General features: G+C 43.5%; 23 protein-coding genes. 5 read left to right on the forward strand and 18 right to left on the reverse strand.

All coding sequences use genetic code 11. From position 1 onward, the window contains the following. Positions 1-24: 24 nt before the first annotated feature. The 3 genes from AB5627_RS10545 to AB5627_RS10555 form a co-directional block, all read right to left on the reverse strand. A complete protein-coding gene (locus AB5627_RS10545; RefSeq protein WP_195249462.1) occupies positions 25-783 on the reverse strand; it encodes a YdcF family protein in 759 nt (252 codons plus the stop codon). A 109-nt stretch (positions 784-892) separates the two neighbouring features. Beyond that, positions 893-1,162 carry an HPr family phosphocarrier protein gene (locus AB5627_RS10550; protein WP_046440140.1) on the reverse strand — a complete coding sequence of 90 codons (270 nt, stop codon included), beginning with the start codon at positions 1,160-1,162 and terminating at the stop codon, positions 893-895. 483 nt (positions 1,163-1,645) lie between these two features. Then, complete coding sequence (locus AB5627_RS10555; RefSeq protein ID WP_022287796.1) at positions 1,646-1,876, reverse strand: HPr family phosphocarrier protein; 231 nt, start codon at positions 1,874-1,876, stop codon at positions 1,646-1,648. A gap of 250 nt (positions 1,877-2,126) precedes the next feature. Here AB5627_RS10555 and mtaB point away from each other — a divergent pair, with 250 nt between their 5' ends. Beyond that, positions 2,127-3,431, forward strand: coding sequence for a tRNA (N(6)-L-threonylcarbamoyladenosine(37)-C(2))-methylthiotransferase MtaB (mtaB, locus tag AB5627_RS10560; RefSeq protein WP_022287797.1), 1,305 nt, complete (start codon positions 2,127-2,129; stop codon positions 3,429-3,431). A gap of 58 nt (positions 3,432-3,489) precedes the next feature. On the opposite strand, the gene gatB is transcribed toward mtaB, so the two are convergent. From gatB to AB5627_RS10630, 14 genes are all read right to left on the reverse strand, one after another. Next, positions 3,490-4,926: an Asp-tRNA(Asn)/Glu-tRNA(Gln) amidotransferase subunit GatB gene (gatB, locus tag AB5627_RS10565; protein WP_022287798.1), complete on the reverse strand. Its 1,437-nt coding sequence runs from the start codon at positions 4,924-4,926 to the stop codon at positions 3,490-3,492. 17 nt (positions 4,927-4,943) lie between these two features. After that, the gene (gene gatA, locus AB5627_RS10570; RefSeq protein WP_022287799.1) at positions 4,944-6,395 is read right to left on the reverse strand and encodes an Asp-tRNA(Asn)/Glu-tRNA(Gln) amidotransferase subunit GatA; all 1,452 of its coding nucleotides are present in this window, start codon (positions 6,393-6,395) and stop codon (positions 4,944-4,946) included. Positions 6,396-6,407: 12 nt separating this feature from the next. Then, positions 6,408-6,677, reverse strand: a complete 270-nt coding sequence (gene gatC, locus AB5627_RS10575) for an Asp-tRNA(Asn)/Glu-tRNA(Gln) amidotransferase subunit GatC (RefSeq protein ID WP_022287800.1) — start codon at positions 6,675-6,677, stop codon at positions 6,408-6,410. 41 nt (positions 6,678-6,718) lie between these two features. Then, a complete protein-coding gene (gene ligA, locus AB5627_RS10580; protein ID WP_022287801.1) occupies positions 6,719-8,695 on the reverse strand; it encodes an NAD-dependent DNA ligase LigA in 1,977 nt (658 codons plus the stop codon). 283 nt (positions 8,696-8,978) lie between these two features. Next, the gene (gene yunB, locus AB5627_RS10585) at positions 8,979-9,608 is read right to left on the reverse strand and encodes a sporulation protein YunB (protein ID WP_022287802.1); all 630 of its coding nucleotides are present in this window, start codon (positions 9,606-9,608) and stop codon (positions 8,979-8,981) included. Between the two features lie 55 nt (positions 9,609-9,663). Then, positions 9,664-12,060 (reverse strand): endonuclease MutS2, encoded by a 2,397-nt coding sequence (locus tag AB5627_RS10590; RefSeq protein WP_022287803.1) that lies wholly within the window; start codon positions 12,058-12,060, stop codon positions 9,664-9,666. A gap of 44 nt (positions 12,061-12,104) precedes the next feature. Then, positions 12,105-12,857 (reverse strand): DNA repair protein RecO, encoded by a 753-nt coding sequence (recO, locus tag AB5627_RS10595; protein WP_022287804.1) that lies wholly within the window; start codon positions 12,855-12,857, stop codon positions 12,105-12,107. Further along, on the reverse strand, positions 12,820-12,942 hold the full coding sequence (locus AB5627_RS10600; RefSeq protein WP_022287805.1) for a hypothetical protein: 123 nt from the start codon (positions 12,940-12,942) through the stop codon (positions 12,820-12,822). The genes recO and AB5627_RS10600 overlap by 38 nt, the downstream gene beginning before the upstream one ends. 69 nt (positions 12,943-13,011) lie before the next feature. After that, entirely contained in the window at positions 13,012-13,926 is a 915-nt protein-coding gene (gene era / locus AB5627_RS10605) for a GTPase Era (RefSeq protein ID WP_022287806.1), read from the reverse strand. Then, positions 13,923-14,426 carry a diacylglycerol kinase family protein gene (locus AB5627_RS10610; RefSeq protein ID WP_022287807.1) on the reverse strand — a complete coding sequence of 168 codons (504 nt, stop codon included), beginning with the start codon at positions 14,424-14,426 and terminating at the stop codon, positions 13,923-13,925. The genes era and AB5627_RS10610 overlap by 4 nt, the downstream gene beginning before the upstream one ends. Then, entirely contained in the window at positions 14,413-14,922 is a 510-nt protein-coding gene (ybeY, locus tag AB5627_RS10615; protein ID WP_117864595.1) for an rRNA maturation RNase YbeY, read from the reverse strand. The genes AB5627_RS10610 and ybeY overlap by 14 nt, the downstream gene beginning before the upstream one ends. A 7-nt stretch (positions 14,923-14,929) precedes the next feature. Further along, positions 14,930-15,889 carry a PhoH family protein gene (locus tag AB5627_RS10620; RefSeq protein ID WP_022287809.1) on the reverse strand — a complete coding sequence of 320 codons (960 nt, stop codon included), beginning with the start codon at positions 15,887-15,889 and terminating at the stop codon, positions 14,930-14,932. A gap of 129 nt (positions 15,890-16,018) precedes the next feature. Then, a complete protein-coding gene (locus tag AB5627_RS10625; protein WP_022287810.1) occupies positions 16,019-17,206 on the reverse strand; it encodes a sporulation protein YqfD in 1,188 nt (395 codons plus the stop codon). Then, a complete protein-coding gene (locus tag AB5627_RS10630) occupies positions 17,206-17,487 on the reverse strand; it encodes a YabP/YqfC family sporulation protein (RefSeq protein ID WP_022287811.1) in 282 nt (93 codons plus the stop codon). The genes AB5627_RS10625 and AB5627_RS10630 overlap by 1 nt, the downstream gene beginning before the upstream one ends. Positions 17,488-17,578: 91 nt before the next feature. Here AB5627_RS10630 and AB5627_RS10635 point away from each other — a divergent pair, with 91 nt between their 5' ends. After that, positions 17,579-18,661, forward strand: coding sequence for a nucleoside recognition protein (locus AB5627_RS10635; RefSeq protein ID WP_302837623.1), 1,083 nt, complete (start codon positions 17,579-17,581; stop codon positions 18,659-18,661). A 56-nt stretch (positions 18,662-18,717) separates the two neighbouring features. Next, a complete protein-coding gene (locus tag AB5627_RS10640) occupies positions 18,718-18,930 on the forward strand; it encodes a hypothetical protein (protein WP_022287813.1) in 213 nt (70 codons plus the stop codon). Between the two features lie 102 nt (positions 18,931-19,032). Here the strand turns inward: AB5627_RS10640 and AB5627_RS10645 are convergent, their stop codons facing one another. Beyond that, on the reverse strand, positions 19,033-21,393 hold the full coding sequence (locus AB5627_RS10645) for an ATP-dependent helicase (RefSeq protein ID WP_022287814.1): 2,361 nt from the start codon (positions 21,391-21,393) through the stop codon (positions 19,033-19,035). Between the two features lie 159 nt (positions 21,394-21,552). Between AB5627_RS10645 and AB5627_RS10650 the strand changes: the two genes are divergently transcribed. After that, the gene (locus AB5627_RS10650; RefSeq protein WP_022287815.1) at positions 21,553-23,703 is read left to right on the forward strand and encodes a sugar phosphate nucleotidyltransferase; all 2,151 of its coding nucleotides are present in this window, start codon (positions 21,553-21,555) and stop codon (positions 23,701-23,703) included. A 342-nt stretch (positions 23,704-24,045) separates the two neighbouring features. Then, positions 24,046-25,950, forward strand: coding sequence for a ribonuclease J (locus tag AB5627_RS10655; RefSeq protein ID WP_022287816.1), 1,905 nt, complete (start codon positions 24,046-24,048; stop codon positions 25,948-25,950). The last annotated feature ends 32 nt before the right edge of the window (positions 25,951-25,982 follow it).

Genomic DNA, 25,982 nt, shown 5'->3' on the forward strand with positions numbered 1-25,982 from the left:
TGTGCAATTTTTCGTGAAATTTAGTTAGCTGCCCAGCATGAAAAAGTGCGTTAGCCCAAGCCACTCTCTCACCCAATATGTGAACAGGTAACGTGGCTCGGTGTAGGCTGAATAAGCGGTGACATTCTCCACGCCCTGAGCCTTTGCTATAAGGCTTGCACGGTATTGATGAAAGCCGTCTGTGACGATAGTCATATCATGGCTCATGCCGAGTTCATCGAGTATCTTGAGAGAGTTTTGGATATTTTCGTAAGTTGAAGTGGACTTGTCCTCCATTATTATCCTGTCGCTGTCCATGCCTTTTTCAAGCAGATAGTTTTTCATTGCCAAGGCTTCGCTTATTTTTTCATCATCACCCTTGCCACCTGAAACTATACAAAGCGTATCGGGATTGTCGTTCATAGCCGTAATTGCAGCGTCAAGTCGTCTGCGTAACATTCGTGAGGGGCGTTCGCCTTTTACCTGACAGCCAAGCACAACTATAACATTGGCTTTTTCAGGGCGGTTTTCCTGTGCTTTGTACATAAGTATGGAAAGAATACCCACATATATTATCCCAGCAAGTATCAATGTGCTTACAAAGATAAGCCCGAATTTACCTGCACCATGTCCCCATATTTTTGATATAATACCGCAGAATTTTGTCCAGTTTGCCGTTATGAGCATTAGCATCACCGAAACGATGATGCCAAGCAGGTTGCCCGAGCATATAACAGGTAATGGTACAAGAAACAGAAACAACAGCAAAGTTTCCAGTGCAAGCAATATTATTTTTACGCTCATTAGTTATCTCCTTGTCTTTTTTGTACTATTATAACATATAGCTCTTGTGATTACAAGGGCAAAAGAGAAAAGCGCTCCGCAGCAGCAGAACGCTTTTATAAGGAATGATCTAAGTTGAGATCAGATCACCGAATTTTTCGAGAAAATCACGCTTGTCGTCATATTTAGCTACCAGCGATACAGTTTTCTTTGTGCCAAGACCGAAAATACCCATAAGTGATTTTGGATTGAGTATTTTTGTTCCTGACTGCACCACCAGATCGTATTTGCAGCTTAAAGCCGCTTCATGCAAAGTCTTGATGTCATTAAGATCGTTTATCCTGATATAAGCTTTGATCATGTTCGTGATTATGCCCTTTGGCATATCCTCCTTTCGCAATAATAACCTCTGAAAAACTAAAAAGAACCGAAAATTTCTGAGATTTTCGTTTCTTTTTACATTGGCAACAGCAGTTCTATACTTATATGTCACATATCTTAATCCATATATAATTATATGCCAATGTGAACAAATAGTAAACAGATATTGTGTAAAATATTATATGTGAAGATATTAATATGAATTTTACTTATTTCATGTTAATTTATTATATAAAATTTGGATAATTAATCATATTAAAACGTTTTAGTTAATGTGGAACTTATATAAAAGCTATAACAAATCAGCTAAAAGTTTTCTTATTACGAAAATATCAAACGTTTTATATGCGCTTTGAATGAAAATACAGCAAAAGTAGAAAGTGTATATTCGTAAATATATTAAACTATATGATGAAATTTTGCAAAAATGCGAAATCGTTTAAATTTTGCAACAAAAAAAGCACTGAGCTTTTAAAACTCAGTGCTTTCGTGATATCAAAGTTTAGTCAACAATAAATTCTTTGATCTCGTCAAGGAATTTAGTAGCGTCGTCTGTGTGTGCTACGAGCTGGATAGGATTTGAAAGGTCAAGGCTGAAAATACCCATAATTGACTTAGCGTCAACTGCATATCTTCCTGACGCAAGATCCACATCAAAGTCGTACATAGAAACTACGCTTACAAACTTCTTTACCGCTGCAATGGAATCGAGCATGATTTTTACCTTTGTCATAAATATTCCTCCTTCAGAATGATCGGTATATCCGATCTTGATTCCCACATAAATTCTGTAGATCTTTTCTCTACAATTTATATTATAAACGATTTTTCTGATTTGTCAATGGATATTTGCAAAAAAATTTAAAATATGGTACAATAGTCAAGAGTGATAAAAATCAAAGTTTAGATTTATACAATATGCACATATATAATTGCAATTTATTGTGCATTATAAACATTTGGCTATTGAAAGGAAATCAAATATGAAAGCCTTTTTCTATACATTCGGCTGCAAGGTAAACCAATATGAAACAGAAAATATAAAGGAAGCAATGCTGTCCGAGGGGTATGAGGTCACTGAGGATTATGCTGATGCAGAGGTCTGTGTTGTAAATACCTGCACTGTTACCGCTCAGTCGGACTCAAAATGCCGACAGCTTATCCACAAGATAAAAAAAGCCAATCCTGAGTGTCTGATAGTTTTGGCAGGCTGTTTTCCGCAGGCTTTTGAAAAGGAAGCTTCTGCTCTTGACGAGTGCGGTATCATAGTTGGCACAGGTGCAAAAAAGGAGATACCTGCCCTTATAAAAAGGTATATCACAAGTGGCGAGCGTATTATCAGGATAGTTCCTCGTGAGAGGGGAGAGGCTTTTGAGAAAATGACAAACTCAGGTGCTGACCAAAAAACTCGTGCGTATATCAAAATTCAAGACGGCTGTGATCAGTATTGCACCTACTGTATTATCCCCACTGCGAGAGGACACATCTGCTCAAAACCTTTGGAGGATATCGCTCCCGAAGTTCAGCAGCTCGTTGACTCAGGTCACAAGGAGATAATCCTCACGGGCATAAATCTTTGCTGTTACGGCAGAGACTTCAAAAACGGCACACGGCTCATTGACGCTGTTGAAGCCGCCTGCGGCTGTGATGGCGATTACAGAGTGCGTATCGGCTCTGTTGAGCCTGAGCTTATTTCAGATGAAGATATCCTGCGAATGTCAAAGATTGAAAAACTTTGTCCGCATTTTCATCTTTCCCTGCAAAGCGGCTGTGACGAAACTTTGAAGCGCATGAATCGCCATTATGATACGGTGGAGTATGCTGAGCTTTGCGAGAAGCTTCGCAGGCATTTTCCAAACTGCGCTATAACCACCGACATAATGGTGGGCTTTCCACAGGAAACTGACGAGGAATTTGAAAAGTCGCTGGCATTTGCAAAGAAGATATCTTTTGCAGAAACGCATATTTTCCCGTATTCACGCAGACCTACCACTGTTGCCGACAAAATGAAAGGTCAGCTCGACCGCAAGACCAAGCACAGTCGTGCGGCTCAAATGGCAGATGTATGCAACGAAACAAAGGCTTTGTATCTCAAAAGCCTTGTTGGCACAGTGCAGGAGGTTTTGTTTGAAAAGGAAACAAGCTCTCAGTGGCACCAAGGTCATGCGCCAAATTATGTGACTGTGAAAATACCGAGGACGAACGAAGAAGTTTCCTTAAGGCGACAGCTTTTAAAGATAGAGATAACCTCGTCAGATGGCGAGTTTTGTTACGGAAAACTTATATGAGTACAAAAAAGAGGACCGCAAATGCGATCCTCTTTCGTTATATCAGATTTTTCTGTGCTTATCCAAGCTTTGCAAGAATTATCTCTTTCATTTTTCCAGGGTTAGCCTTGCCCTTTGAAGCCTTCATGCACTGACCTACCAGATAGCCCAGAGCATTTGTCTTTCCGCCCTTGTAGTCATTTACAGACTTTTCGTTTGCGGCAAGAACTTCGTCAGCGATCTTTTCAAGTGCGCTGTCATCAGAGACCTGTGCAAGACCCTGCTCCTCGATAATGTCGCTTACCTTTTTGTCCTCCTCGAGAAGAACTGCAAAGACTTTCTTTCCGCCAGCGTTGGAAATGGTCTTTGCCTCGATAGCAGCGGCAAGGTCAGTAAGATTGTCAGCAGTGAGCTTTGTATCTTCGAGAGTCTTGCCTGTTGCGTTCATGTACTTAACAAGGTCGCCAAGTATCCATGTTGTATAGCACTTTGCAGGGAACTTGTCCTTTGCCATGCAGTCGTCAAAAAGCTTTGCCAGGGAAACAGACTCTGCGATAAATGTTGCGTCCTTTATGTTCAGACCGAACTTCTTTACATATCTGAGTATCTTTACGTTTGGAAGCTCTGGGATACTCTTTTTAAGCTCGTCAACACGCTCCTGCTCAACAACGATAGTGAGCAGGTCAGGCTCAGGGAAGTAACGATAATCCTGTGCGTCCTCTTTTGAACGCATTGGAATGCTCATTCCCTTTTCGTCGTCCCAACGGCGTGTTTCCTGCTCGACCTTTCCGCCTGCTTCAAGAACAGCTATCTGTCTTTCTACCTCGTAGTCGATACCTCTTACAGCGGCAGAGAAGCTGTTTACGTTCTTCATCTCAGAACGTGTGCCGAATGGCTCGCCAGGCTTGTGAACAGATACGTTTACATCACATCTGATAGAGCCTTCCTGCATCTTACAGTCGCATATGCCAAGATACTGTAGGATAGATTTCAGTGTTTCAAGATAAACCTTTGCTTCCTGTGAGGAACGCATATCAGGCTCAGAAACTATCTCGATAAGCGGAACACCGCAGCGGTTAAGGTCAACAAGTGATACACCATGGAACTTGTCAGAGTGGAGAAGCTTACCTGCGTCCTCCTCGATGTGTATTCTTGTGATACCTATTCTTCTTTCCTCGCCGTCAACAAGGATATCAACATAACCCTTGCCGCAGAGAGGAACTTCTGCCTGTGATATCTGATAAGCCTTTGGCAGGTCAGGGTAGAAATAGTTCTTTCTGTCCTGCTTGCAGACACGGTTTATCTCACAGTTGAGTGCGTGACCCATTCTTATTGCATAATCAACTACCTTTTCGTTAAGAGTAGGCAGTGTGCCAGGCATACCCATGCAGATAGGGCAAACCTGTGAATTGACTTCAAGACCGAACTGGTTCTTGCAGTCGCAGTATATTTTAGACTCGGTATTAAGCTCAGCATGAGTTTCAAGACCGATTACAACTTCGTAGCCTTTTACCATTTTTGTGACCCCTTTCCTTAAAGCTCAGGCATTTTGAATCCGCCAACAAGCTGCTCATAAGCATAAGCTGTGTTAAGCAGACGCTGCTCTGTAAACTTTCCACCGATAAGCTGCATACCAACAGGCAGACCCTTGTCGTCATATGCACAAGGAATGCTTATTGCAGGCAGACCTGCAATGTTCACTGTAACAGTGCAGACATCGTTTGCGTACATTTTAAGGGGATCGTCAGTGTTTTCACCGATCTTGAATGCTGTTGACGGAACTGTCGGAGTAGCGATAACGTCAACGTCAGCGAACTGAGATGCGAACTCCTGCATTATTCTCTTCTGAACGAGCTTTGCTTTCTTGTAGTAAGCGTCATAGAAACCTGATGAAAGCACGAATGTGCCTAGCATTATTCTTCTCTTTACTTCGTCGCCGAAGCCCTCTGAACGTGTTCTCTCGTACATATCAACAAGTCCGTCATATTCTTCAGCTCTGAAGCCGTATCTTACACCGTCAAATCTTGCAAGGTTTGAAGAAGCTTCTGCAGAAGAAATGATGTAGTATGATGAAAGTGCATAATCTGTAGAAGGCAGAGAAATCTCCTTTACAGTTGCGCCCTGCTTTTCAAGCTCTTTCACAGCATTCATTACAGACTGCTTAACGAATGGGTCGATACCCTCGCCAAAATACTCTTTTGGTATACCTATCCTCAGACCCTTTACGTCAGCCTTGAGGTCAGCCGCAAAATCAGGATACTCTCTATAGGAAGAAGTAGCGTCATACTTGTCATGACCAACGATAGCGGACTGTACCATAGCAACGTCCTTTACGCACTTGCCAAGAGGTCCGATCTGATCCAGTGATGAAGCGAAAGCAACAAGACCGTATCTTGAAACGCTGCCGTATGTAGGCTTCAGACCTACAACGCCGCAGTATGAAGCAGGCTGTCTGATAGATCCGCCAGTGTCAGAGCCAAGAGTAACGATAGCCTCTCTTGCTGCAACAGCCGCAGCAGATCCGCCTGATGAACCGCCAGGTATCCTCTCTGTATCAAATGGGTTTTTAGTAGGCTTAAAATGTGAGTTCTCGGTTGATGAACCCATAGCGAACTCGTCCATGTTGAGCTTGCCTGTTACAACGATATCGTCAAGCTTGTTCATTACAGTCGCATTGAAAGGCGGAACATAATTGCCAAGCATTTTTGATGCACAAGTTGTTCTCAGGCCCTTTGTTGAGATATTGTCCTTGATACCAACAGGTATACCGGCCAAAGGTGAAAGCTCCTCGCCCTTTGCAAGCTTTTCATCTATCTCAGCGGCTTTTTTCATAGCGTTTTCTTCGTCAAGTGTCAGATAAGCGTCTACCTTGCCCTCAACTGCTTTTATTCTGTCAAAAACAGACTTTGTAAGCTCTGCGGAGCTTATTTCCTTGTTCTTTATCATTTCTGACAAGTCGCAGGCATTTCTTTCAAAAAGTTCCAATTATAACACTCCTTACTCTACTGTTTTAGGCACGACAAGACAGCCTGCCTTTACCTGAGGAGCGTTCTGCATAAGCTCCTGTCTTGTGAATTTATCCTGAACAGCCACGTCTTTTCTGAGTATCATCGGGTTGTCAGGGTCAAGGGTCATTTCGTCCTGAATGTCGGGGAGCTTTTCAACCATTCCCACGATGTTTTCCATTTCTGACTCAAACTTATCAAGCTGATCGTCTTCGATGCGAAGTCTTGCCAGCTTGGCAATGTGTTTAATGTCAATGTTCATTTTACATTCCTCCTGTTTTATTTATATAAAAAGATATTATCTTATTTTATCATATCCTTGAACTGTTCTTCGGTGATTATTTCGATACCGAGCTGCTGAGCTTTATCAAGCTTGCTTCCTGCTTCCTCACCTGCAAGAACATAGTCCGTTTTTTTGGACACTGAGCCGCTTGCCTTGCCACCGTATTTCTCAATGAGTGCTTTTGCTTCGCTCCTTTTCAGTGTCGGCAAAGTGCCTGTGAGAACAAAAGTCTTTCCTGCAAAGCGGTCGTCTATCTGTATCTTCTCATACTTAGTGTTTATCCCACATTCTTTGAGCCTTTGGATAAGCTCTATCATATGCTCTTCATGGAAAGCGTTGTAAACGCTTTGCGCCATTACGCCGCCAAAGCCGTCTATCTCGGATATCTGCTCAGCGGAAGCGTTCATGATGTTGTCAAGGTCGCCGAACTTGTCGCACAGAAGCTTCGCAGAAGCCTGTCCGATATTTCTTATGCCCAGACCAAACACCAATCTGTCCAAAGAATTGGACTTTGACTTTTCTATAGCACTAAGCAGATTGTTCACTGATTTTTCCTTGAAGTTGTCAAGCTGTAAAAGCTTGTTTTCGCTCAGAGTGTAAAGGTCAGCCACAGAGGTGATAAGCTTGTTGTCAAGAAGGGTGTGAACTATCTGCGGACCAAGACCGTCAATGTTCATTGCCCCCTTTGAAGCAAAGTGAACGATGCTTCTGAATATCTGCGCAGGACATTCAACGTTCGGACACCTTACCGCCGCTTCTTCCTCGGACTTCACAAGCTTTGTTCCGCATACAGGACAGCACTCAGGGAGCGTGAAAACTCCGTCGCCATGTTTTTCCACAGAACCCAGCACCTCAGGGATTATATCTCCTGCCTTGCGCACCTTGATGATATCCCCCACGGAAATGTTTTTCTCTCTTATAAAATCCTGATTGTGTAGGGTCGCCCTTGAAACGCTAGTGCCTGCAAGAAAAACAGGCTCAAACACGGCCACAGGTGTTATAGCACCAGTTCTGCCCACGTTAAGCTCTATATCAAGCAGCTTTGAGGTCTTTTCCTCAGGCGGAAACTTGTAAGCCACAGCCCACTTTGGCACTTTTGCGGTTGCACCAAGTATCTCACGCTGTCTGAAATCGTCAACCTTTATAACAACGCCGTCAATATCGAATGGCAGGTCAAAACGCTTTTCTCCGATAGCCTTTATGCAGCCTATGACCTCATCAGCGGTAGACACACGCTTGTAATCAGGGATAGTCTTGAATCCCAGTGTTTTCAGATAGTCCAGAGACTCCTTGTGGGAAGTAAGCTCCTTGCCCTCTATCTGCTGAACATTGAACACAAAGATATCAAGCTTTCTTTTTGCCGCTATCTTAGGGTCTTTCTGTCTAAGAGAACCTGCGGCAGCGTTTCTAGGGTTTTTGAAAGGCTGCTCGTCATTATCCTCCTGCTCTTTAACAAGCTTCAGAAAAACATTTCTCGGCATATATGTTTCACCTCTGACTTCTATCAAAGGCAGTTCCTCGTTTATTTTTATAGGAATGGACTTTACAGTTTTCAGATTAGAAGTAACGTCCTCGCCCACAAAGCCGTCACCACGGGTAGAACCTATGGCAAGCTCACCGTTGTGATATTCAAGGGATACCGAAAGTCCGTCTATTTTCGGCTCAACAACGAATTGCGGCTTATCCACAGCCTGCTGAACTGTCTCAATAAAGCTTCTCACCTGTTCAAAGGAAAAAACGTCCTGCAAAGAACCCATTTGCACACGGTGTGTGACTTTCTCAAATATTGATATCGCCTTGCCGCCTACACGCTGAGTAGGGGAGTCGCTTCTGATAAACTGCGGAAACTGCTCCTCAAGACCCTTTAGTTCCTGCTGGAGCATATCGTATTCATAGTCTGTGATCTCGTTCCTGTCCTCAACATAGTAAAGCTGAGAGTGATAATTCAAAAGCTTCACAAGCTCGTCTATACGTTTTTTAGCGTCCTGTTCGTTCAAAATAACACAACTCCATTTCTGCCAACTTTTTACGGCATATCATACGCAGGGCAATACCACATAAGGATTGTACGCAAGATGCGTAGCCAGATTTTTCGTTAGCTTGTATAGAAACGACGCAGGAATACTTCCGTATTTCAAGGAGTTTCTGTGCGAGATAACGGAAAATCTGCAAGCAGATTGCGTGCAAAGCCGTTAGGCGTGCCTTATGCGGTATTGCCCTTTATATTATACCATAATTGCTGGTGAAATACAAGCCTTTTTTCTATAAACTGCGAAAAAATCAGCCTTTTTCCTTGCTTAAGTACATATCAGGTATCTCCCCTACGATAACAGTTTCGCTTACGGGATAGTCATATCTCACCACGATATCCGTAGAGTGTGCAGGAAGAATGGCTGTCATTTCTATGGTCACAGTGAGATAGAGGCTGTATTTTGTCTGATTTATCCCTGCTTCCGTTAAATCGCTTTTAAGCTCTGTTTTTGCCGCACCTATCTGATGAAGCCGCAGTGGTATGTCAAAACCTCTGCCTGTGAGGATATTTATTCCTGAAAGTGTGCCGATGGGTACGCTGAGTTTTGTACCCTCAAGCTGTGAAAGGCTTTCGTTCACAGCTTTTGAAACACTGCTTTGAAGCCTGTTCACAGCGTTCGTGTCGCTGTTTATAGATGTTATCCTGCCGTCAGTTTCAGATATCTTTATATAACTGCTCTGGGGCAGTTTTTCAAGCTCTCTGTTTATGGCCGCATTTATCACGTCAAGTGCCGCCTGCTTGCTTTCAAACTCGCTTATTTCGCTGATGTGCCTTGAAAGCTGTGCAAAAAACACCGTCGTGAGCAGTGCAAGAATAATAACGACAGCAAGAATTATGTATGAAATTTTGTTCTTGAAAGAACGTTTGTGAACGCTCAAAAAAATCACCGCCTTTGGCTTATTATATACCAAAATGCGGTGATATGTGATTATTTTACTTTAATTCAACGATAGTTACGCCGTCCTCGCCCTCGCCGTAAACGCCTTTTCTGAATGATTTTACAGACGGGTGGTGTTTAAGCGCGCGCCTTATGGCGTCACGGAGAATACCAGTGCCTCTGCCGTGGATTATGGTGAGCATCGTCACTCCTGACATGATAGCGTCAGAAATAAACTGCTCCATTTCGTGAACGCCTTCGTCTGCGGCATAGCCCCTGATATCAAGCTCGGTGGATACCTTTCGTGTCATACGGCTCTCAATGCCGCTTTTGGATACACCGCCTTTTTTAACAGGCTTCTTTGTTTGCTTTTGCGGCTGTTGTTTTTCAATAAGCTGAAGCTTCTTTACATCTATCTTGGTTTTCATTATGCCTGCCTGAATGAAGCACATTCCGCTGTTGTCAGGGGGCGTTATAATGATACCCTTTCTGTTTGTGTCAACGATAAGCACGTTGTCGCCCTTTTTCAGCGGCCTTGGCAGCACATATCCCTCGTTCCTGCTTTCAGAAACAGGGTTAGCCTCGCTGTATAGCTTGTTCATTGTGGACTTCTGCTTGTGCCTTGCGTCAATGGCTTTCTGAGTGAAGTTTGGATTTTCTTTCTCTTTTCTCAGCTTGTCAAGTTCGTCAACAAGCGCCTGCGACTCACGCTGAACACGATTTACGATCTGCTGAGCCTCACGTCTTGCCTTTTCAAGCTCGGCTTCTTTCTGATCGTAGAATTTTTCTTTCTGCTCTGCAAGCTCTTTTCTGAGAGCCTCGCTTTCCGCACGGTATTTCTCCGCAAGCCTGTTGTTTTCTTCAAGCTGTATTCTTGTGCGTTCAAGATTGTCTATGATAGTTTCAAACTTTCTGTTATCCTCAGAAATAAGCGACTCAGCGTACTTGATTATATCCTTGTCGATACCAAGACTTTCAGAGATAGCAAAAGCGTTGGACTTACCGGGTGAGCCTATGATAAGCCTGTATGTCGGGTGCAAAGTCTGCACGTCAAACTCGCATGAAGCGTTCTCAACGTCAGGAGTGTCGATAGCGTACATTTTAAGCTCCTGATAGTGAGTAGTTGTAACAAGGGTCGCACCGAATATCCTTATGCGTTCGATTATAGCTACCGCCAGCGCAGCACCCTCCACAGGGTCAGTGCCTGAACCAAGCTCGTCAAGAAGCACAAGGCTTTCGCTGTCTGCTTCGTCAAGTATGGTCTTTACTCTGCTTATGTGAGAGGAGAATGTAGACAGATTGTTTTCTATAGACTGCTGGTCGCCGATATCAACAAGCACGTTTTTATATACAGATATCCTGCTTCCGTCTGACGCAGGAATGAGCAGACCGCACATTGTCATAAGCGTGAGCAGACCCACAGTTTTAAGCACAACTGTCTTACCGCCCGTGTTAGGACCTGTTATTATCAGGGAGTGATAGTCAGTGCCAATAGAAAAGTTTATAGGCACGACCTTTTTCGGGTCGATAAGAGGGTGACGTGCCTTGTTCAGCACAATAACTCCGTCATTGGATATCTCAGGGAGCATTGCTCTCATTTTTGCACCGAGGTTTGCCTTTGCAAAATAAAGGTTAAGCTCTGTTACCGCATTGTAGTTTGAAATGAGCTGGTCTTTCATTTCGGCACATTCCATGGAAAATTCAGCGATTATCCTGTGTATCTCGTCCTGTTCCTGACCCTGCAAAATTCTGATATCATTGTTTGCCTCCACAACTGACATAGGCTCGATAAAAAGCGTTGAGCCTGTTGCGGAGGTGTCATGAACAAGACCGCTGACATTGCCCTTGAACTCAGTCTTTACCGGAAGAACGAAACGTCCGTCACGCATTGTGACAATGCTCTCCTGCAAATATTTCTGAGTGCTCGGGGATTTTATCATCTTGTCAAGTGTCTCTCTTATCTTAAGCCCTGAACGTGTTATCTTCTGTCTTATGCTTCTCAGCTCCGCACTTGCGTCGTCAGAAAGCTTTGTTTCATCTATGATAGCCGTTTCAAGTCGCTGCTGCAGATACTTGTTTGGATAGAGCATTTCAAAGAGATATGAAAGGGAAGTGTCCTTGTTCTCACACTGCTCATACCAGTGGTGAAGCTCATAGGTCTGCGCAAGCAAGCGTCTTATCTGGATAAGCTCGCCCAAAGAAAGCACACCGCCTGCCTCGGCCCTTTTGATGTAAGTTGATACGTCATTTATGTTGTAGAAATTCGGCGTGCCGTATCTTACGCTGAGTTCAAGGGCTTCGGCGGTCTTGCCTGTTTCTTTCTTGACCGTGTAAAGATCAGAACAAGGCTTTATCCCCAAAGCCATTTTTTTCGTTTTTTCGTTGGAGCATTCTTTTGAAAGCATTTCAAGAATTTTGTTCAGCTCCAATGAATCGTAAAATCTTTCGTCCATTATATATACCTCAAAATATGACAATAGGCAAAGCTACGCAATGCCTACAAAAGTCTGTAAAAATCAAGCGACGGAAACTTGCCTTTCAGATTATATCTAACAAACCGCTCTGTAAAAGCCGTCAGCTTTTTCTGATATCTTTCGCTTATCTTGAAAGCAAAAAGCCGCTCATATTCCGTCAGTGCAATAAATCGGACTATGTATAGCATAGTCCTGTCTAATTCAATATCGTAAATGCTGTCAGGATTGTAACAGCACTTGTCACACTCCAAGACACCTGTTGACAGATTGAAGTGCATAATGTCAGCTTCATACGCCATGCACACTGAACAGCCAAGAAGCGCAGGTCTTAATCCTGCTTCGCACAGCAGACGAAACTCAAATATAGATTTGAGAAGTTCGCTATCTCTGTCGCCCTTATCGAGAAAATAAAGTGTGTTCAGAGTCAGCCGCATTATCTCGTCACAGCCGCTTTCCTCTGTTCGTATATACATGAGAAGCTCAGAAAAGTAAGAGGCAAGAGCCGTTTTCTTAGGGTCGAGCCTGATGTTGTAAAAAAGCTTCTCTGATTCACTGCTGTTGAGAAAAAACATTGATTGGTCTTTAGCGTTCTTCTTTTCATCAACGCACAGCTTAGAGTATGCAAAAAGCTGCGTTGATGACGCATTTTTCGTGCTTTTCCTGCCACCACGAACAAATATATCTATGACTCCACGCTCTGCTGTGAGAACAGTGACGGATTTGCTTGTTTCGCCCCTGTCATTTTCCCTCAGTATCAGTCCCATAAAGGTCAGCATTGTCAGTATCCTCTTTTCTGTGTGCGGCATATGTGAGATAATCCTCTATCCTGCCGCTTTCAAAGAACTTGTCCCATAAAGTCATGATATTCACCGCCTTACTGATATTATCAGCTTTTTTGGCGGTCATTATAAGCGGAAAAATATGTTGCCTTTATTCCAAACCGAAATTCTTTATCATGCCCTCACGGTTTCTCCAGCCCTCTTTTACCTTAACCCAACACTGGAGATTTACTTTTATCTGGAAGAAATCTTCAAGGTCAGCTCTTGCTTCCTGACCTATCTTTCTAAGCATAGAGCCGCCTTTTCCAATAAGGATACCCTTGTGTGACTCTCTCTCACAGTAAATAGTAGCGGTAACGTCAAGTATAGCTTCACCGTTTCTATTTTCACGCTCGTTAAGCTGTTCGATAGTCACAGCTATGCCGTGAGGAACTTCGTCATTAAGGTTATTGAGTGCCTTTTCTCTTATTATCTCAGCCATTATGACCTTTTCAGGCTGGTCTGTGAATTTATCATCAGGGAAGTAGTGCGGACCCTCCACAGCATTCTTTTCAAGATCTTCCATAATAATATCGAGACCGTCCTTTTCAAGAACGCTCACTGGTACGATATCTATAAAATCAAAAAGCTTTGAATACTCTGCTATCACTGCGATAAGATCCTCTTTGTTTTCAAGAAGATCTATCTTGTTCAGCACAAGTATCACCTTAGTCTTGCCTGTCTTGAAGCCCTTTACAAGCTCACGCTCGTTTTCGGATATTTTCTTTGTGCAGTCAGCCATAAGTATAATAAGGTCAACCCCTGCAACAGACTCGTTCACAGCGTTGAGCATATGCTCGGAAAGCTTGTTTTTAGCCTTGTGCATACCAGGTGTGTCCATGAAAACGAACTGTGTTTCTCCCTTTGTGAGAACACCTGTTATCTTTGTTCTTGTTGTCTGCGGCTTGTCGCTCACTGCGGCTATCTTTTCGCCCACAAGTGCGTTTAGCAATGAGGATTTGCCTGCGTTCGCACGTCCAACAATGGTGACGAACGCATTTTTTGAATTTGCATTTTTCTTGTTCATATATATTTTTCCTTATCTTTTTTATCTTTGTCAGCAGGCGTTTTGAACACCCATACGAGCCACAGTATCACACCTGCGGCTAAAGCTATCCCTAGCCATATGTTTCTTGCAAAATAAGAGGCTATAGCCATAAAAGCATAATAGTCCCAGAATATCCTTATTCCCACAGCCACAGAAGCTACCGCCGCAATGAGAACAGCCCCTGCCGCACAGTCTTTAGCCTTTTTAGCAAGGGGGTTTTTATCTTTACACGCCATATCCACAGCGGCTTCAACAGCCGTGTTCACAAGCTCTAGTGAAATAACAAGCCCTATGCAGATATAAACTGCGGCAGTTTCGGCGGCGCTAAGTCCGTAAAATCGCATAAGCAGTATCACAAGCACTGCAACGCCAATGTGAAAACGCATATTGCGCTCTGTTTTTATGCAGCTCACAACGCCCTCAAAGGCATAAACAAAGCCCTTGAAGAAACGTCCTATCCCTGTTTTACCTGTGTTCATGCTCGCCTAAGAAAGTGGCGTCACGGGATATGCCCAGATTGCCAAGTATAGCTTCTTCCTTTTCACGCATTATCCTCTCCTGAAGATTGCTTTCTTCATGGTCATAGCCAAGGAGATGAAGCATTGAATGTACTGTCAAAAAACCTATCTCTCTTTCAAGAGAGTGACCATATATCTCAGCCTGACGGTAAGCAGTTTCAAGGCTTATGACTATATCTCCCAGCAGGTAAGCGCCTGTTTCGTGGTTCATGTCAAAATCACCGTTCTCGCCAAGAGGAAAGCTCAGCACGTCTGTTGAGCGGTCTATGTTTCTATGCTCCTTGTTAAGCTCATGTATCTGCTCGTCATTCACAAAAGATACAGAAACTTCAAAATCATCATTGTGGCCCTCATATTCCAAAACAGCATGGCAACAGCGTCTTACAAGAAGCCTTATGCCAACAGGTATCTTTACCTCTGTCTGGTTGTTGGTTATCATTACTTTTACCTTGCCCATTACTTTTTCACATTCCTTTTTTGTTATATTTTTCATAAGCAAGGATTATGTCCTGCACAAGCTTGTGACGGACAACGTCCTTGTCGGTAAATCTGTTTATTGATATATCGTCAATGCCTTTGAGTACGTTCATTGCCTGAATAAGTCCTGACTTTCTCTGGTCAGGCAGGTCTATCTGCGTTATATCGCCTGTTATGACTATCTTTGAGTTGAATCCAAGACGTGTAAGGAACATCTTCATCTGCTCGTGAGTGGTGTTCTGCGCTTCATCAAGGATAATGAAAGAATCGTCAAGAGTACGTCCTCTCATGTATGCCAGCGGAGCGACTTCGATACAGCCACGCTCCTGCTGTTTAGCGAAAGTGTCAGGACCGAGCATTTCAAAAAGTGCGTCATAAAGCGGTCTGAGATATGGGTCTACCTTACATTGCAGGTCGCCCGGAAGAAAGCCCAGCTTTTCTCCTGCTTCAACCGCAGGACGTGTGAGGATTATCTTCTCTACCTCGTGCGCCTTGAAAGCCTTTACCGCCATTGCCACCGCAAGATAAGTCTTGCCCGTTCCCGCAGGACCAATGCCCATGACGATAGTCTTTTTCCTTATTGCTTCAACATATCTTTTCTGACCGAGAGTTTTCGGCTTGACGAGCTTTCCGCTCACTGTTACGCACACGCCGTCATCAGACATATGCTTTATCTCATACTGCTTGCCCTCACGCACAAGTGTGAAAACATATCTTATAGTCTGCTCAGTGATAGCCTCGCCCTTGTTGATAAGAGCAATAAGACTGTTTATAGCCTCCGAGGCGTTAAATACGTTCTCCTCATCGCCTGTTATCTTGATATCGTCACCTCTGCTGAGAATCACAACATTATACTCTTTTTGGATAAGATTAACATTCTCGTCATAATTGCCGAAAAGGCTGAGTACAGTTTCCATTCTGTCCACGCTGATAAGTTTTTCCGCCATTAGCACAACTTCCTCTTTTTTGTTCTGATATACCTATTATACAAAGCTATTATATCACATTTTTCCTCTGATTGCAACAATCTCAGTAAGATTTAACACTTTTTTTATGCACCTTTTCACACTTTTTGATCATTTCTTAATAAAAAATTCCACCTCTCTGCAAAGCTCGCCATATAGGGTGTATGTTACAGTAGCGGTTACTCCGTTTTCTGTCACATTATCCTCCACTTGCCGGTCTTTAATCTCATAGTCTGAGAGAAAATTTTCCTCATATAAATACGCCTTTTCATGAACGGCGTCAAGTGCCTGCTGTTCTGTCAGGGTGTCTTGTGAAAATTTATATTCTTCAAGTTCGCAGGTGGTTATGCCAAAAGGCATTTCAAGCCCGAAAAGCGACAGAGGAGAATATCTCTGCTCATTTTTCCAGTAACCCTCAGGCTTTGAGAAAAAAAGAGGGATATCAGCGTCAAACACAGTGAAAAAACGCTTTGTATCTCTCTTGCCTGTCGTCTTTTCTGTCTTGTCCTCAAAGGGTTGTGTGAATGTGACAGTGCGCTCAAAAGTGCCTAGTATCTTACCCTTTGAGCGTGCATAGCTTGTCTTTGTTTCAACGTTTTCCTTGCCGTCTATCCAGCTTGATTTTGATGTGATGATCTCACCGCCTACAACGATATCGCCCTTTGTCACACCGCTTCCCACTGGTATCTTTAGCTGTCCGTCATAAACCTCGACTTTTTCGATAACTCCGTTTTCGCAGGCAACAAGATTTGAGGGATAGCGGTTTGACTCACGCTTTGTGTCACCCTCAGTTTCGATAACGTCGATTATCAGCGTGTCACCCTTGCGTGTTATGCCTGCCCATGATATGCCCTCCACTTTTTGCTTTAAGGCACGTTCTGTGACTATAAGATCAATGCTTGGGATATAAGTGCCGGTTTCAACGCCCTCCTCTTTAAGCACCGACATAACGCCTTTTCTGATATTTTCATCATCACTGAGTATGTCAAACCTCACCACCACGTTTGATAGATAGAAGCACGAAAGCATGACAGCCGCAGTGCCTATGACAAGTCCTCCTCTTCCGAAAAAACGTTTTGCAAGAACAAAGCTTCCGTGACGTTTTGTGGCGGTGTATTCAAGCCCAAGTTCATCGCATAGTCTTTCAAGTGCCTTACAGTGTTCCGCAGGCATACGCAAAGTGAGCTTTCCGTTCTTTTCACACATTTTGCTAACGGGAAGCTTTTTTGACATTATCCTGCGGAAAAACTTGGTGAAGCTGTCCCCTGTGATAACATAATCTATATAACCGAAAATCATTATCCTCTCTCCCTGATACTTCTTGACACAAGCTTGACCGACTCTATTTTTCCTCTTATCTCCACGCTGTCGGAGCAGAAATTTGACATTGTTAGTCCGCTGCCCCATATCTCTATCTCAAAAGAGCCTGTCAGCACCTTTGCCATTATCTCGCTGCACTCAACTATCTGCTTGCAGTTTTCGATAACGGCGGCTCTGTCGTCAGTTATGCTTATGTATGAGCTTAGTGCGGTCAATTCTTTTGTCATGCCGAAAAAGCTTAAAAATGGTATCTTCTTCATTTTTGCGTCCTCCGTTCATTGTCTTATGCTTAATTATATTATTAGACAGACTGACATATACTTAAAAAGTAAAAGTAGGGAGGTAATAAAAATGTTGAAAAGACTTGCAAAGGAGCTTTGCGTATACATACTTGCGGGGGTGGTCATATGGTTCTGCATTATCACCATATCAGGGGGCGAGAGCGTAAAGCTTGGTATCTCCGAAGCCGTTGACCGCTGTATGAATATCATAATCCCGTCGCTGTTTGTTTTTATGGCATTGTCACAGATACTTGTTTCAAGTGGGCTTTACTACTGCGTTTCAATGCCTTTTTATCCTATATCGAGATTTATAATGGGCATACCGCCTCAGCTTTTCTTTGTATTTCTTCTTGGCAATACCGCAGGCTATCCTGTGGGAGTAAAGCTTCTTTCGGATCTGTGTCAGAGAAAGATAATATCCCAGCGTACTGCAAAGATAATGTCCTGCTTTTGCTGCTGTGGAGGGCCTGCTTTTTATTCTGGTACAGTGGGTCTTGCGGTGTTTGGTTGTACAGGAGCAGGCATTGCAGTGTTCGTATCCATACTAGCGGCAAATTTTCTCACTGCACTTGTTCTCGGCAGAGCTATAAATGAGGATAAGAAAACATCAAAGCCGACTTTCAGACTTGACGGCAGAATGTTCACCGACAGCGTTATCTCAGCAGGAAAGTCGCTTTTTGTTATCTGCGTTATGATAGTCTTTTTCGGAGCGTTTATGTCCTCTCTTGAATACTGCGGAGCGTTCAGCTTTCTGAAAAATGCGTTTTCACTGTCAGAAAACGAGCTTGTGCTTGTGAAAAGCTGTCTTGAAATAACCTCTCTCACTGAGCTTTCGGGAAGTCCATTTTATCTTCTGCCATTTATAGCTGCTGTCTGCTCCTTCGGTGGTTTGTGTGTGATTATACAAATATCTGCACTTGGCGTGGATTTCTCCCTTGTGCCGTTTTTTATCTCACGTTTGACATCAGCCTTTTTGTCTGCTGTCATATGCCGTTTTATCTATCCTTTCTTTATTCCTGATTCAGTTTTGACTTCTGTTACAAATAATGTTAAATTCGTCAAAGTGAACAATTTTGTTCCCTCATTTTGCTTGATTATGATGATTTTATTACTAACTTTGAAGAAAAGACTAGCATTTTCTAAAACAGTATGATATAATTAATAACAAATGAAAAAAGATTAACTTATCTTAAAGGAGTTGTATAAATCATGGCAAAGAAGAGCTATTTTGGTAACAGAATTTCACCGTCATGTTCTTACTGCCTTTTCGGCAACAGATCAAGAGAAGGAAATAAGGTCCTTTGTGAGAAGCAGGGTCTGGTAGACGCTGATTATAGCTGTAAGAAGTGGGTCTATGATCCTATCAAGCGTGTTCCAAAGAAACAGCTTAACATTCCAAATCAGGAAGACGATGTTATCTGATACATAAAATGTGCCGTACATTTTTTGGGTGTACGGCTTTTATATTGCAAAAAATCCGCAGAGCGTTTTGTTTCGCCCTGCGGATCTTTCTATCTTATATCTTTATATCTTTTTTATCTTCGTGTAATTTGCCATTATCTTCTTTGTACCACGATTATCGAATGCTATCTCAACAAGAGTATCGTTAGCCATAGGTTTTGAACTTAAAACAGTGCCTTCACCGAATATCTTGTGCAAAACTCTGTCGCCTGGTGCAAAAGTTTCAGTATTAACAGAAAAATTGCTCTTATCAGCCTTTCGCTGAGCCAATTGCTGTTGCAGGCTCATGCTGTGAGGCTTTTCATAGCCGTTGAGATAAGGTGAAGCCTTTGTTTCCTCGGCTTGCTTTTCTATGCAATCGGCAGGAAGCTCTTTTATAAAGCGTGATATCCTGTTTCTGTCAGTACGACCATAGAGCATACGCTCCTCTGCGTGGGTAAGATAAAGCTTTTCCTTTGCTCGTGTCACCGCAACATAGGCAAGTCTGCGTTCCTCTTCCGTGTCAGCTTCTGATTCAAGACTTCTTGATGATGGGAAGATATTGTCCTCCATGCCCACAACAAAAACTATGGGGAACTCAAGACCCTTTGCAGAGTGCATTGTCATAAGCACAACATAGTCAGCATCAGAGTCGAGATTGTCAACGTCAGTGTAAAGTGATATTTCCTCCAAAAATCCCGACAGCGACGGCTCGTCAGCATTTTCTTCATAGCTTGACATAGTGGATTTAAGCTCGTTGATGTTTTCAAGACGTGTAAGACCCTCGTCGCCCTGCATTTCAAGATGACGCTTGTAGCCTGTCATATCAAGAAGCTTGTCCAAAAGCTCCGCAAGTGGCAGAGTGTCAGAAAGCTCAGTAAGCTCTGAGAGCATATCGCCCACAGGCATAAGCTGTTTTGAACGCTTCACAAGGGGTGCAAGCATATCGGCTTCCTGCATGATGTGGATAGGTGAATCCCCAAGGTCTGAGGTTATCTGCTCAAGAGCGTTTACAGTGGCTTCGCCGATACCACGTTTCGGCTCGTTGATTATTCTTCTCAGACGGAGAAAGTCGAAATGGTTGTTTATAACAGAAAGATAAGCGAGGATATCCTTTATTTCCTTTCTGTCATAGAATTTCAGACCGCCTATTATTTTATATGGTATTCCACTTTGTATGAACGTCTGCTCCAAAGCGTTCGATTGTGCGTTCATTCGGTAGAGAATGGCATGGTCATTGTATTTTCTGCCCTTGTTTATGTCCTCTAAAATAGTGTCAGCCACGAATTTTGCTTCACTGCGTTCGCTTGAAGCCTTGTAGACTGTTACCTTTTCACCGTCACCCGAAGCTGTCCACAGATTTTTACCCTTTCTTCCCTGATTGTTGCTTATAAGCTGATTTGCGCAGTTAAGAATGTTCTGTGTTGAACGGTAATTCTGTTCAAGCTTTATAACATCAGTGTCAGCATTGCAGTCGAACTGCTCCTCGAAGTTGAGGATGTTCTCGATAGTCGCACCACGGAACTTGTAGATACTCTGGTCGTCATCACCCACAACGCACAGGTTGTTATACTTCTGTGACAGCAGCGAAACAAGTCTGAACTGAGCCTTGTTGGTGTCCTGATACTCGTCTACCATTATATATTTATACAAGTTCTGATAGTGGTCGAGGACGTCAGGAAACTGCTCAAAAAGCTTGACTGTGTGGCAGATCATGTCGTCAAAGTCCATAGCGTTTGCGGCTTTGAGCTTCTTCTGATAGTGCTTGTATACCTTGCCTATGGTCAGATTACGATAATCTCCTGCGGCTGAGGCGATGTATTCATCAGGCTCTTGGAGCAGGTCTTTAGCGTGGGATATCTCGCTGAGTATCGTTCTCGGTGGAAACATCTTCTCGGATATGCCAAGCTCTCTCAATATGCTTTTTACAGTTCTCTGAGAATCGTCAGAATCATAAATGGTGAAACTGCTTGAAAATCCAAGCTTGTCACATTCTCGCCTGAGTATCCTTGCGCAGGCGGAGTGGAAAGTCGCCGCCGTTATGCCTTGACCTGCCTCTCCCAACATTCCTGCAAGACGTTCTTTAAGCTCGCCTGCCGCCTTGTTTGTGAACGTGATAGCAAGTATGCTCCACGGCTTTATGCAGTCATATGCCACAATGTCTGCGAGGGTAGAAGCGTCATTTGTCTTGCCGTCAATGTAGTCTTTGAGAAACTGTATGTCCTGCTCAGAGGGCGTGCCGTATGTCTGCTCTGTGTTGTATGCGTTGCCGAAGTATATCATGTTTGCGATGCGGTTTACCAAAACAGTGGTCTTGCCGCTTCCTGCTCCTGCCAGTATAAGGAGAGGTCCTTTTATTTTGAACACAGCCTTGCGCTGTTGGTCGTTCATTCGTGAAAAATATTTTTCAAGTGCTTTTCTTTTAAGAGCCGTAAACTGCTCCATTATATACACCTCCGTAGAATTTCTTTTATGCCGCATCCTACATTATAGCATATTTTTTCTATCTTGAAAAGGGCGGTGGCAAATTTTTTTCACATGAATAACAGTGGGTATGTTTTCCAATAATACATTAAATCAAATATTATGAACGGAGGAACATATATGAAAGCTGTTGTTTTATGCGGAGGACGTGGAGAAAGATTGATGCCCATGACAGACAGGCGACCTGCGGCTCTTCTGAGATTATGCGGAAAAGAAATTCTGCTTTTTACTCTTGAAATGCTGGAGAAAGCAGGCTTTGAAGAAGCTGTCCTTGCGGTGGGCTATGGCTCTGAACAGGTAGAAAGGCTTCTTGATGAAAAATACTCAGGTAAGATAAAGCTCCATATGATAAACACCGCAGGCAAAAGCACTGTGCAGGCTGTTAGAACAGCAATGTGCGATGAAACAGAAATTCTTGCCGTGGAATGTAACTGTATATGCACCCACCCTCTTGATGAGATCATAAAAGTTCATTTGAGCCACGATACTTTTTGTACGGCTCTGACTTATGATACTGAAAACAAACCTGCTGGCATATATATAGTGAAAAGAGAGCTTTTTGAAAGTCTTAATCCTGAAAAGCCTATGGATATGACGGAGGATATTATACCCGAGGCTGTGAAAAGTGGCGAAGCTGTCCTGCTTGACGGAAAAGGCTATTATAAAAGGATAACCACGCCTGAGGCTTTTCTCGATTGTCAAAGGCATATGCTTTACAACGAAAATATGCCACAAAGGCTGACGGAAAATAATTTCAGCGGTGCGGCAATAGGTGAGCCTGTTTATATAGGAGAGAACGTTTCTGTCATGTCAGGGTCGGTCATAGAAAGCGGAAGCGTCATAGACAATAACGCTGTTGTAAAGGGCGGCAAGGTGAACGGATATGTTGGCATAGGCTCGGTGATATCTGAACGCTGTGATATAAACAGTGCAGTGGTATGCCGTGGGGCTGTCCTTGACAGCGGTGTGAAGTGCGGTGAATATTCCGTCATAGGCGAAAAGGCTCATATCGCAAGTGAAGCCGTCATTGAAAAAGGCGTGGGCATATGGTCTGGAAAAACTGTTGAAAAGGGCGCAAGGCTTTATGAAAACGTGAAAAGATCATCTGACAGCCGACTGGTCATAGACGAAAACGGCGAGTGCAGTTTGTGGGGCGGTGAAGCCACAGCACAAAAGGCTATGCTTTTTGGACTTTGTGCCGCAAGCGCCGCAAAAAAAGGCGGAAGTATAGTGACAGCCTATGGCTCTGACGAAAGCCTTTTGCTCAAACAAGCCCTTGACTGCGGCATATGTCAGGCTGGAGTGAACGTGTACAGTATAGGCAGAGCAGGCATTTCAGAGCTTTCTTATGCTGTGAACAGATTTGGCGGAGAGTTCGGCATACTCATAGGCGCAAACATTTCAGGTCATGCAAGGCTTATTTCGGCTGGGGGAATGTTGCCTGATGAAAAGCTTCTTGACCGCATTGGAAGCATAGCTGACGACAGAGCTTATCGCAGTGTGGGGCTTTCTCAGACGGGTTGTGTGACAGATTTTTCAGCGGTGAGGGAGATATACGTCGCAGAGCTTGAAAAAATACTCCCTGATCGATTTAAAGGCGTAAATGTGGATATCCGCACATATGATGTTAAAAAGGCGACCCTTGCCGACAGACTTTTTCACGGCAGGAACGATATAGACGGTGAGCGTATAATATTCAATCTTTCCGCAGACGGCACAAAAGTATCAGCTTACAGTGAGAAAACAAGCTATGTCATGTGGGAAAAGCTGGTGGCAATGTATGCAGGGGTGTGCTTTGAAAAGGGGCTTGCGGTGGCATTGCCTGAGAATTTCCCCTCTAATGCCGATGCTACTGCTGAAGACCACTGTGGCAGGCTTTACCGATACGAAAACAACGCTGACATAGCAAAGGACGTTGCGGTTTCGACCCATAATATGTTTGCCTATGACGGACTTTACCTTGCGTCAGCGGTGACGTCTTATCTGTCAGAGCAGGGGATAACGCTACAAAAAGCTCTCTGTGATGTGCCTGACGCATACACTTCAAGCCGATTTGTGGGCATAACAATGAGCCGTGAAAACAAGGAAAAGATATTTTCAGAGCTTGGCTGTTCGGCAGAGGGTGAGATAACAATGGGCAAGACCCACGCAGTTATCAGACCGCTGAGGGATAAAAAAGGTATAACAGTGTTTGTAGAAAGTGTGAGCTGCGAGCAGGCGGCTGCCTTTTGCGAGGATATAACAAGCAGGATAAAGGGCATATTCAGATAAATGTAATAAATTGCTATTGACATTGAGATGAAAATGGAGTACAATATAATCAGATATTTTTGTTCGGACAAAGGCGGCTCATGCCGCTGTATTTAAACTGCGTTCATCACACCATTTTGTCTTTCTTTGAGGCTTTAAGCGTTTTTGACAGCACATGATAATAAAGCCCAAACGCAGCGGTATATTGAATCTAAACGGAAAAATCGAATATTATTTGAGCATGATAAAATGCAGCAGGAAGGAGATAATTGCTCCTGCCGTATGTTTGTGCTGCTTTTTTGCGGCATTTTGTGCCTTTGAAGGCTTAAAAGCGGAGTACAGCAGGGCAAAGTACATTATTTTATGAACGAAAAGAACAACACATTAAAAAATCCTACACAAAAACGTTTTTTTAGAAAAAAACAGAATAAGAGCGAGATACCTTTGGCTCAGGCTTCAAAAGAGCTTGACCGTGTAAAAAGTCAGAGAGCTTCGGGCAGTGTGAAAAAAACGCTTCAGCCGAGAAATGAAACTCCACAGAGAAAACCGCAGAATACTCAGCAAAGACGTCCAAGACCTGCGGCGAACAGAGTGAAAGAGCCTGTAAGAAGAACGCCTGTGAAGATAATCCCTCTTGGCGGTCTTAACGAGATAGGCAAGAATTTCACTGTTATCGAGTGTTCAAACGATATGTTCGTTATCGACTGCGGATTGGCATTCCCTGACAGTGAAATGCCTGGAGTTGATATCGTTATCCCTGATTTCTCATACGTTGAGAAAAATCAGGAAAAGCTCAGGGGCGTTGTGCTTACACATGGTCATGAGGATCATATAGGCGGTCTGCCGTATTTTCTGAAAAAATTCAACGTACCTGTTTACGGCACAAGGCTTACCCTTGGTCTTGTTGAGGGCAAGCTGAAAGAGCATGGGCTTCTGGAAACTGTAAAACTCAACGTTGTAACGCCAAGACAGACAGTTAAGCTTGGCTGTATGGCGGTGGAGTTTATAAGAGTAAATCACTCTATTCCTGATGCCGTGGGAATGGCTATCCATACCCCTGCTGGTGTGCTTATCCATACCGGTGACTTCAAGGTAGACTATACACCTATCGAGGGCGGTATAATCGACCTGCCTAGATTTGCAGAGCTTGGAAACAAGGGCGTTTTGGCTCTTATGGCTGACTCTACAAACGCTGAAAGACCCGGCTATACCATGAGCGAGCGCAAGGTTGGCGAAAGCTTTGTGAAGCTTTTCAACAAGGCTGAGGGCAAGAGGATAATCATTGCCACTTTCGCTTCAAACGTTCACAGAGTTCAGCAGATAATAAATAACGCTGTCACACACGGCAGAAAGGTAGCTGTGTCGGGCAGAAGTATGGTGAATGTTATCTCAAAGGGCATCGAGCTTGGCTATCTTAAAGTGCCTGACGGTGTGCTTGTGGATATCGACACTATATCGAGATATGCACCTGAAAAAATGGTCATCGTCACAACGGGAAGTCAGGGTGAGCCTATGTCGGCGCTTACAAGAATGTCGGCAAACGAGCATAGGAACGTTACTATCACTCCTATGGACTTTATCATAATCTCGGCTAATCCTATCCCCGGCAATGAAAAGTATGTCACAAAGGTAGTAAACGACCTTATGAGATTGGGTGCAGAGGTAATATATGAGTCAATGTACGAGGTACACGTTTCAGGACACGCTTGTCAGGAAGAGCAGAAATTGTTGCTTTCTATCACAAAGCCAAAGTTCTTTATCCCTGTACACGGTGAGTATAAGCATCTTATGAAACACAGAGATACGGCACTTTCTGTGGGAATCCCTGAGAGCAATATAATCATTGCTGATATAGGCAACGTTATCGAAACAGACGGCGTTGACATGAAGATAACAGGACAAGTGCCTGCGGGCAAGGTACTTGTGGACGGTCTTGGCGTTGGCGACGTTGGCGCAATAGTTCTCCGTGACAGAAAACATCTTGCTCAGGACGGACTTATCATTGCCGTGGCAACTATCGACAGGGCTTCGGGAGATATCCTTGCAGGGCCTGACGTGGTTTCAAGAGGCTTTGTGTATGTAAGAGAGAGCGAGGAGCTTATGACCGAAGCTCAGAAGCTTCTTACCGAAACACTTCAGGATTGTCTTGACAGAAATATGAAGGATTGGAATACCATAAAGGGCAGAATGAAGGACAATCTTTCGGACTTTATCTTCACAAAGACAAAGAGAAGTCCTATGATTTTGCCGATAATAATGGAATTATGACCGCCTGTCAACAGTGCGGTTGTTTATAGAAA

It is taken from the genome of Ruminococcus sp. RTP21198st1_G1_RTP21198_201120, assembly GCF_040924265.1.
Lineage (GTDB): Bacteria > Bacillota > Clostridia > Oscillospirales > Ruminococcaceae > Hominimerdicola > Hominimerdicola aceti.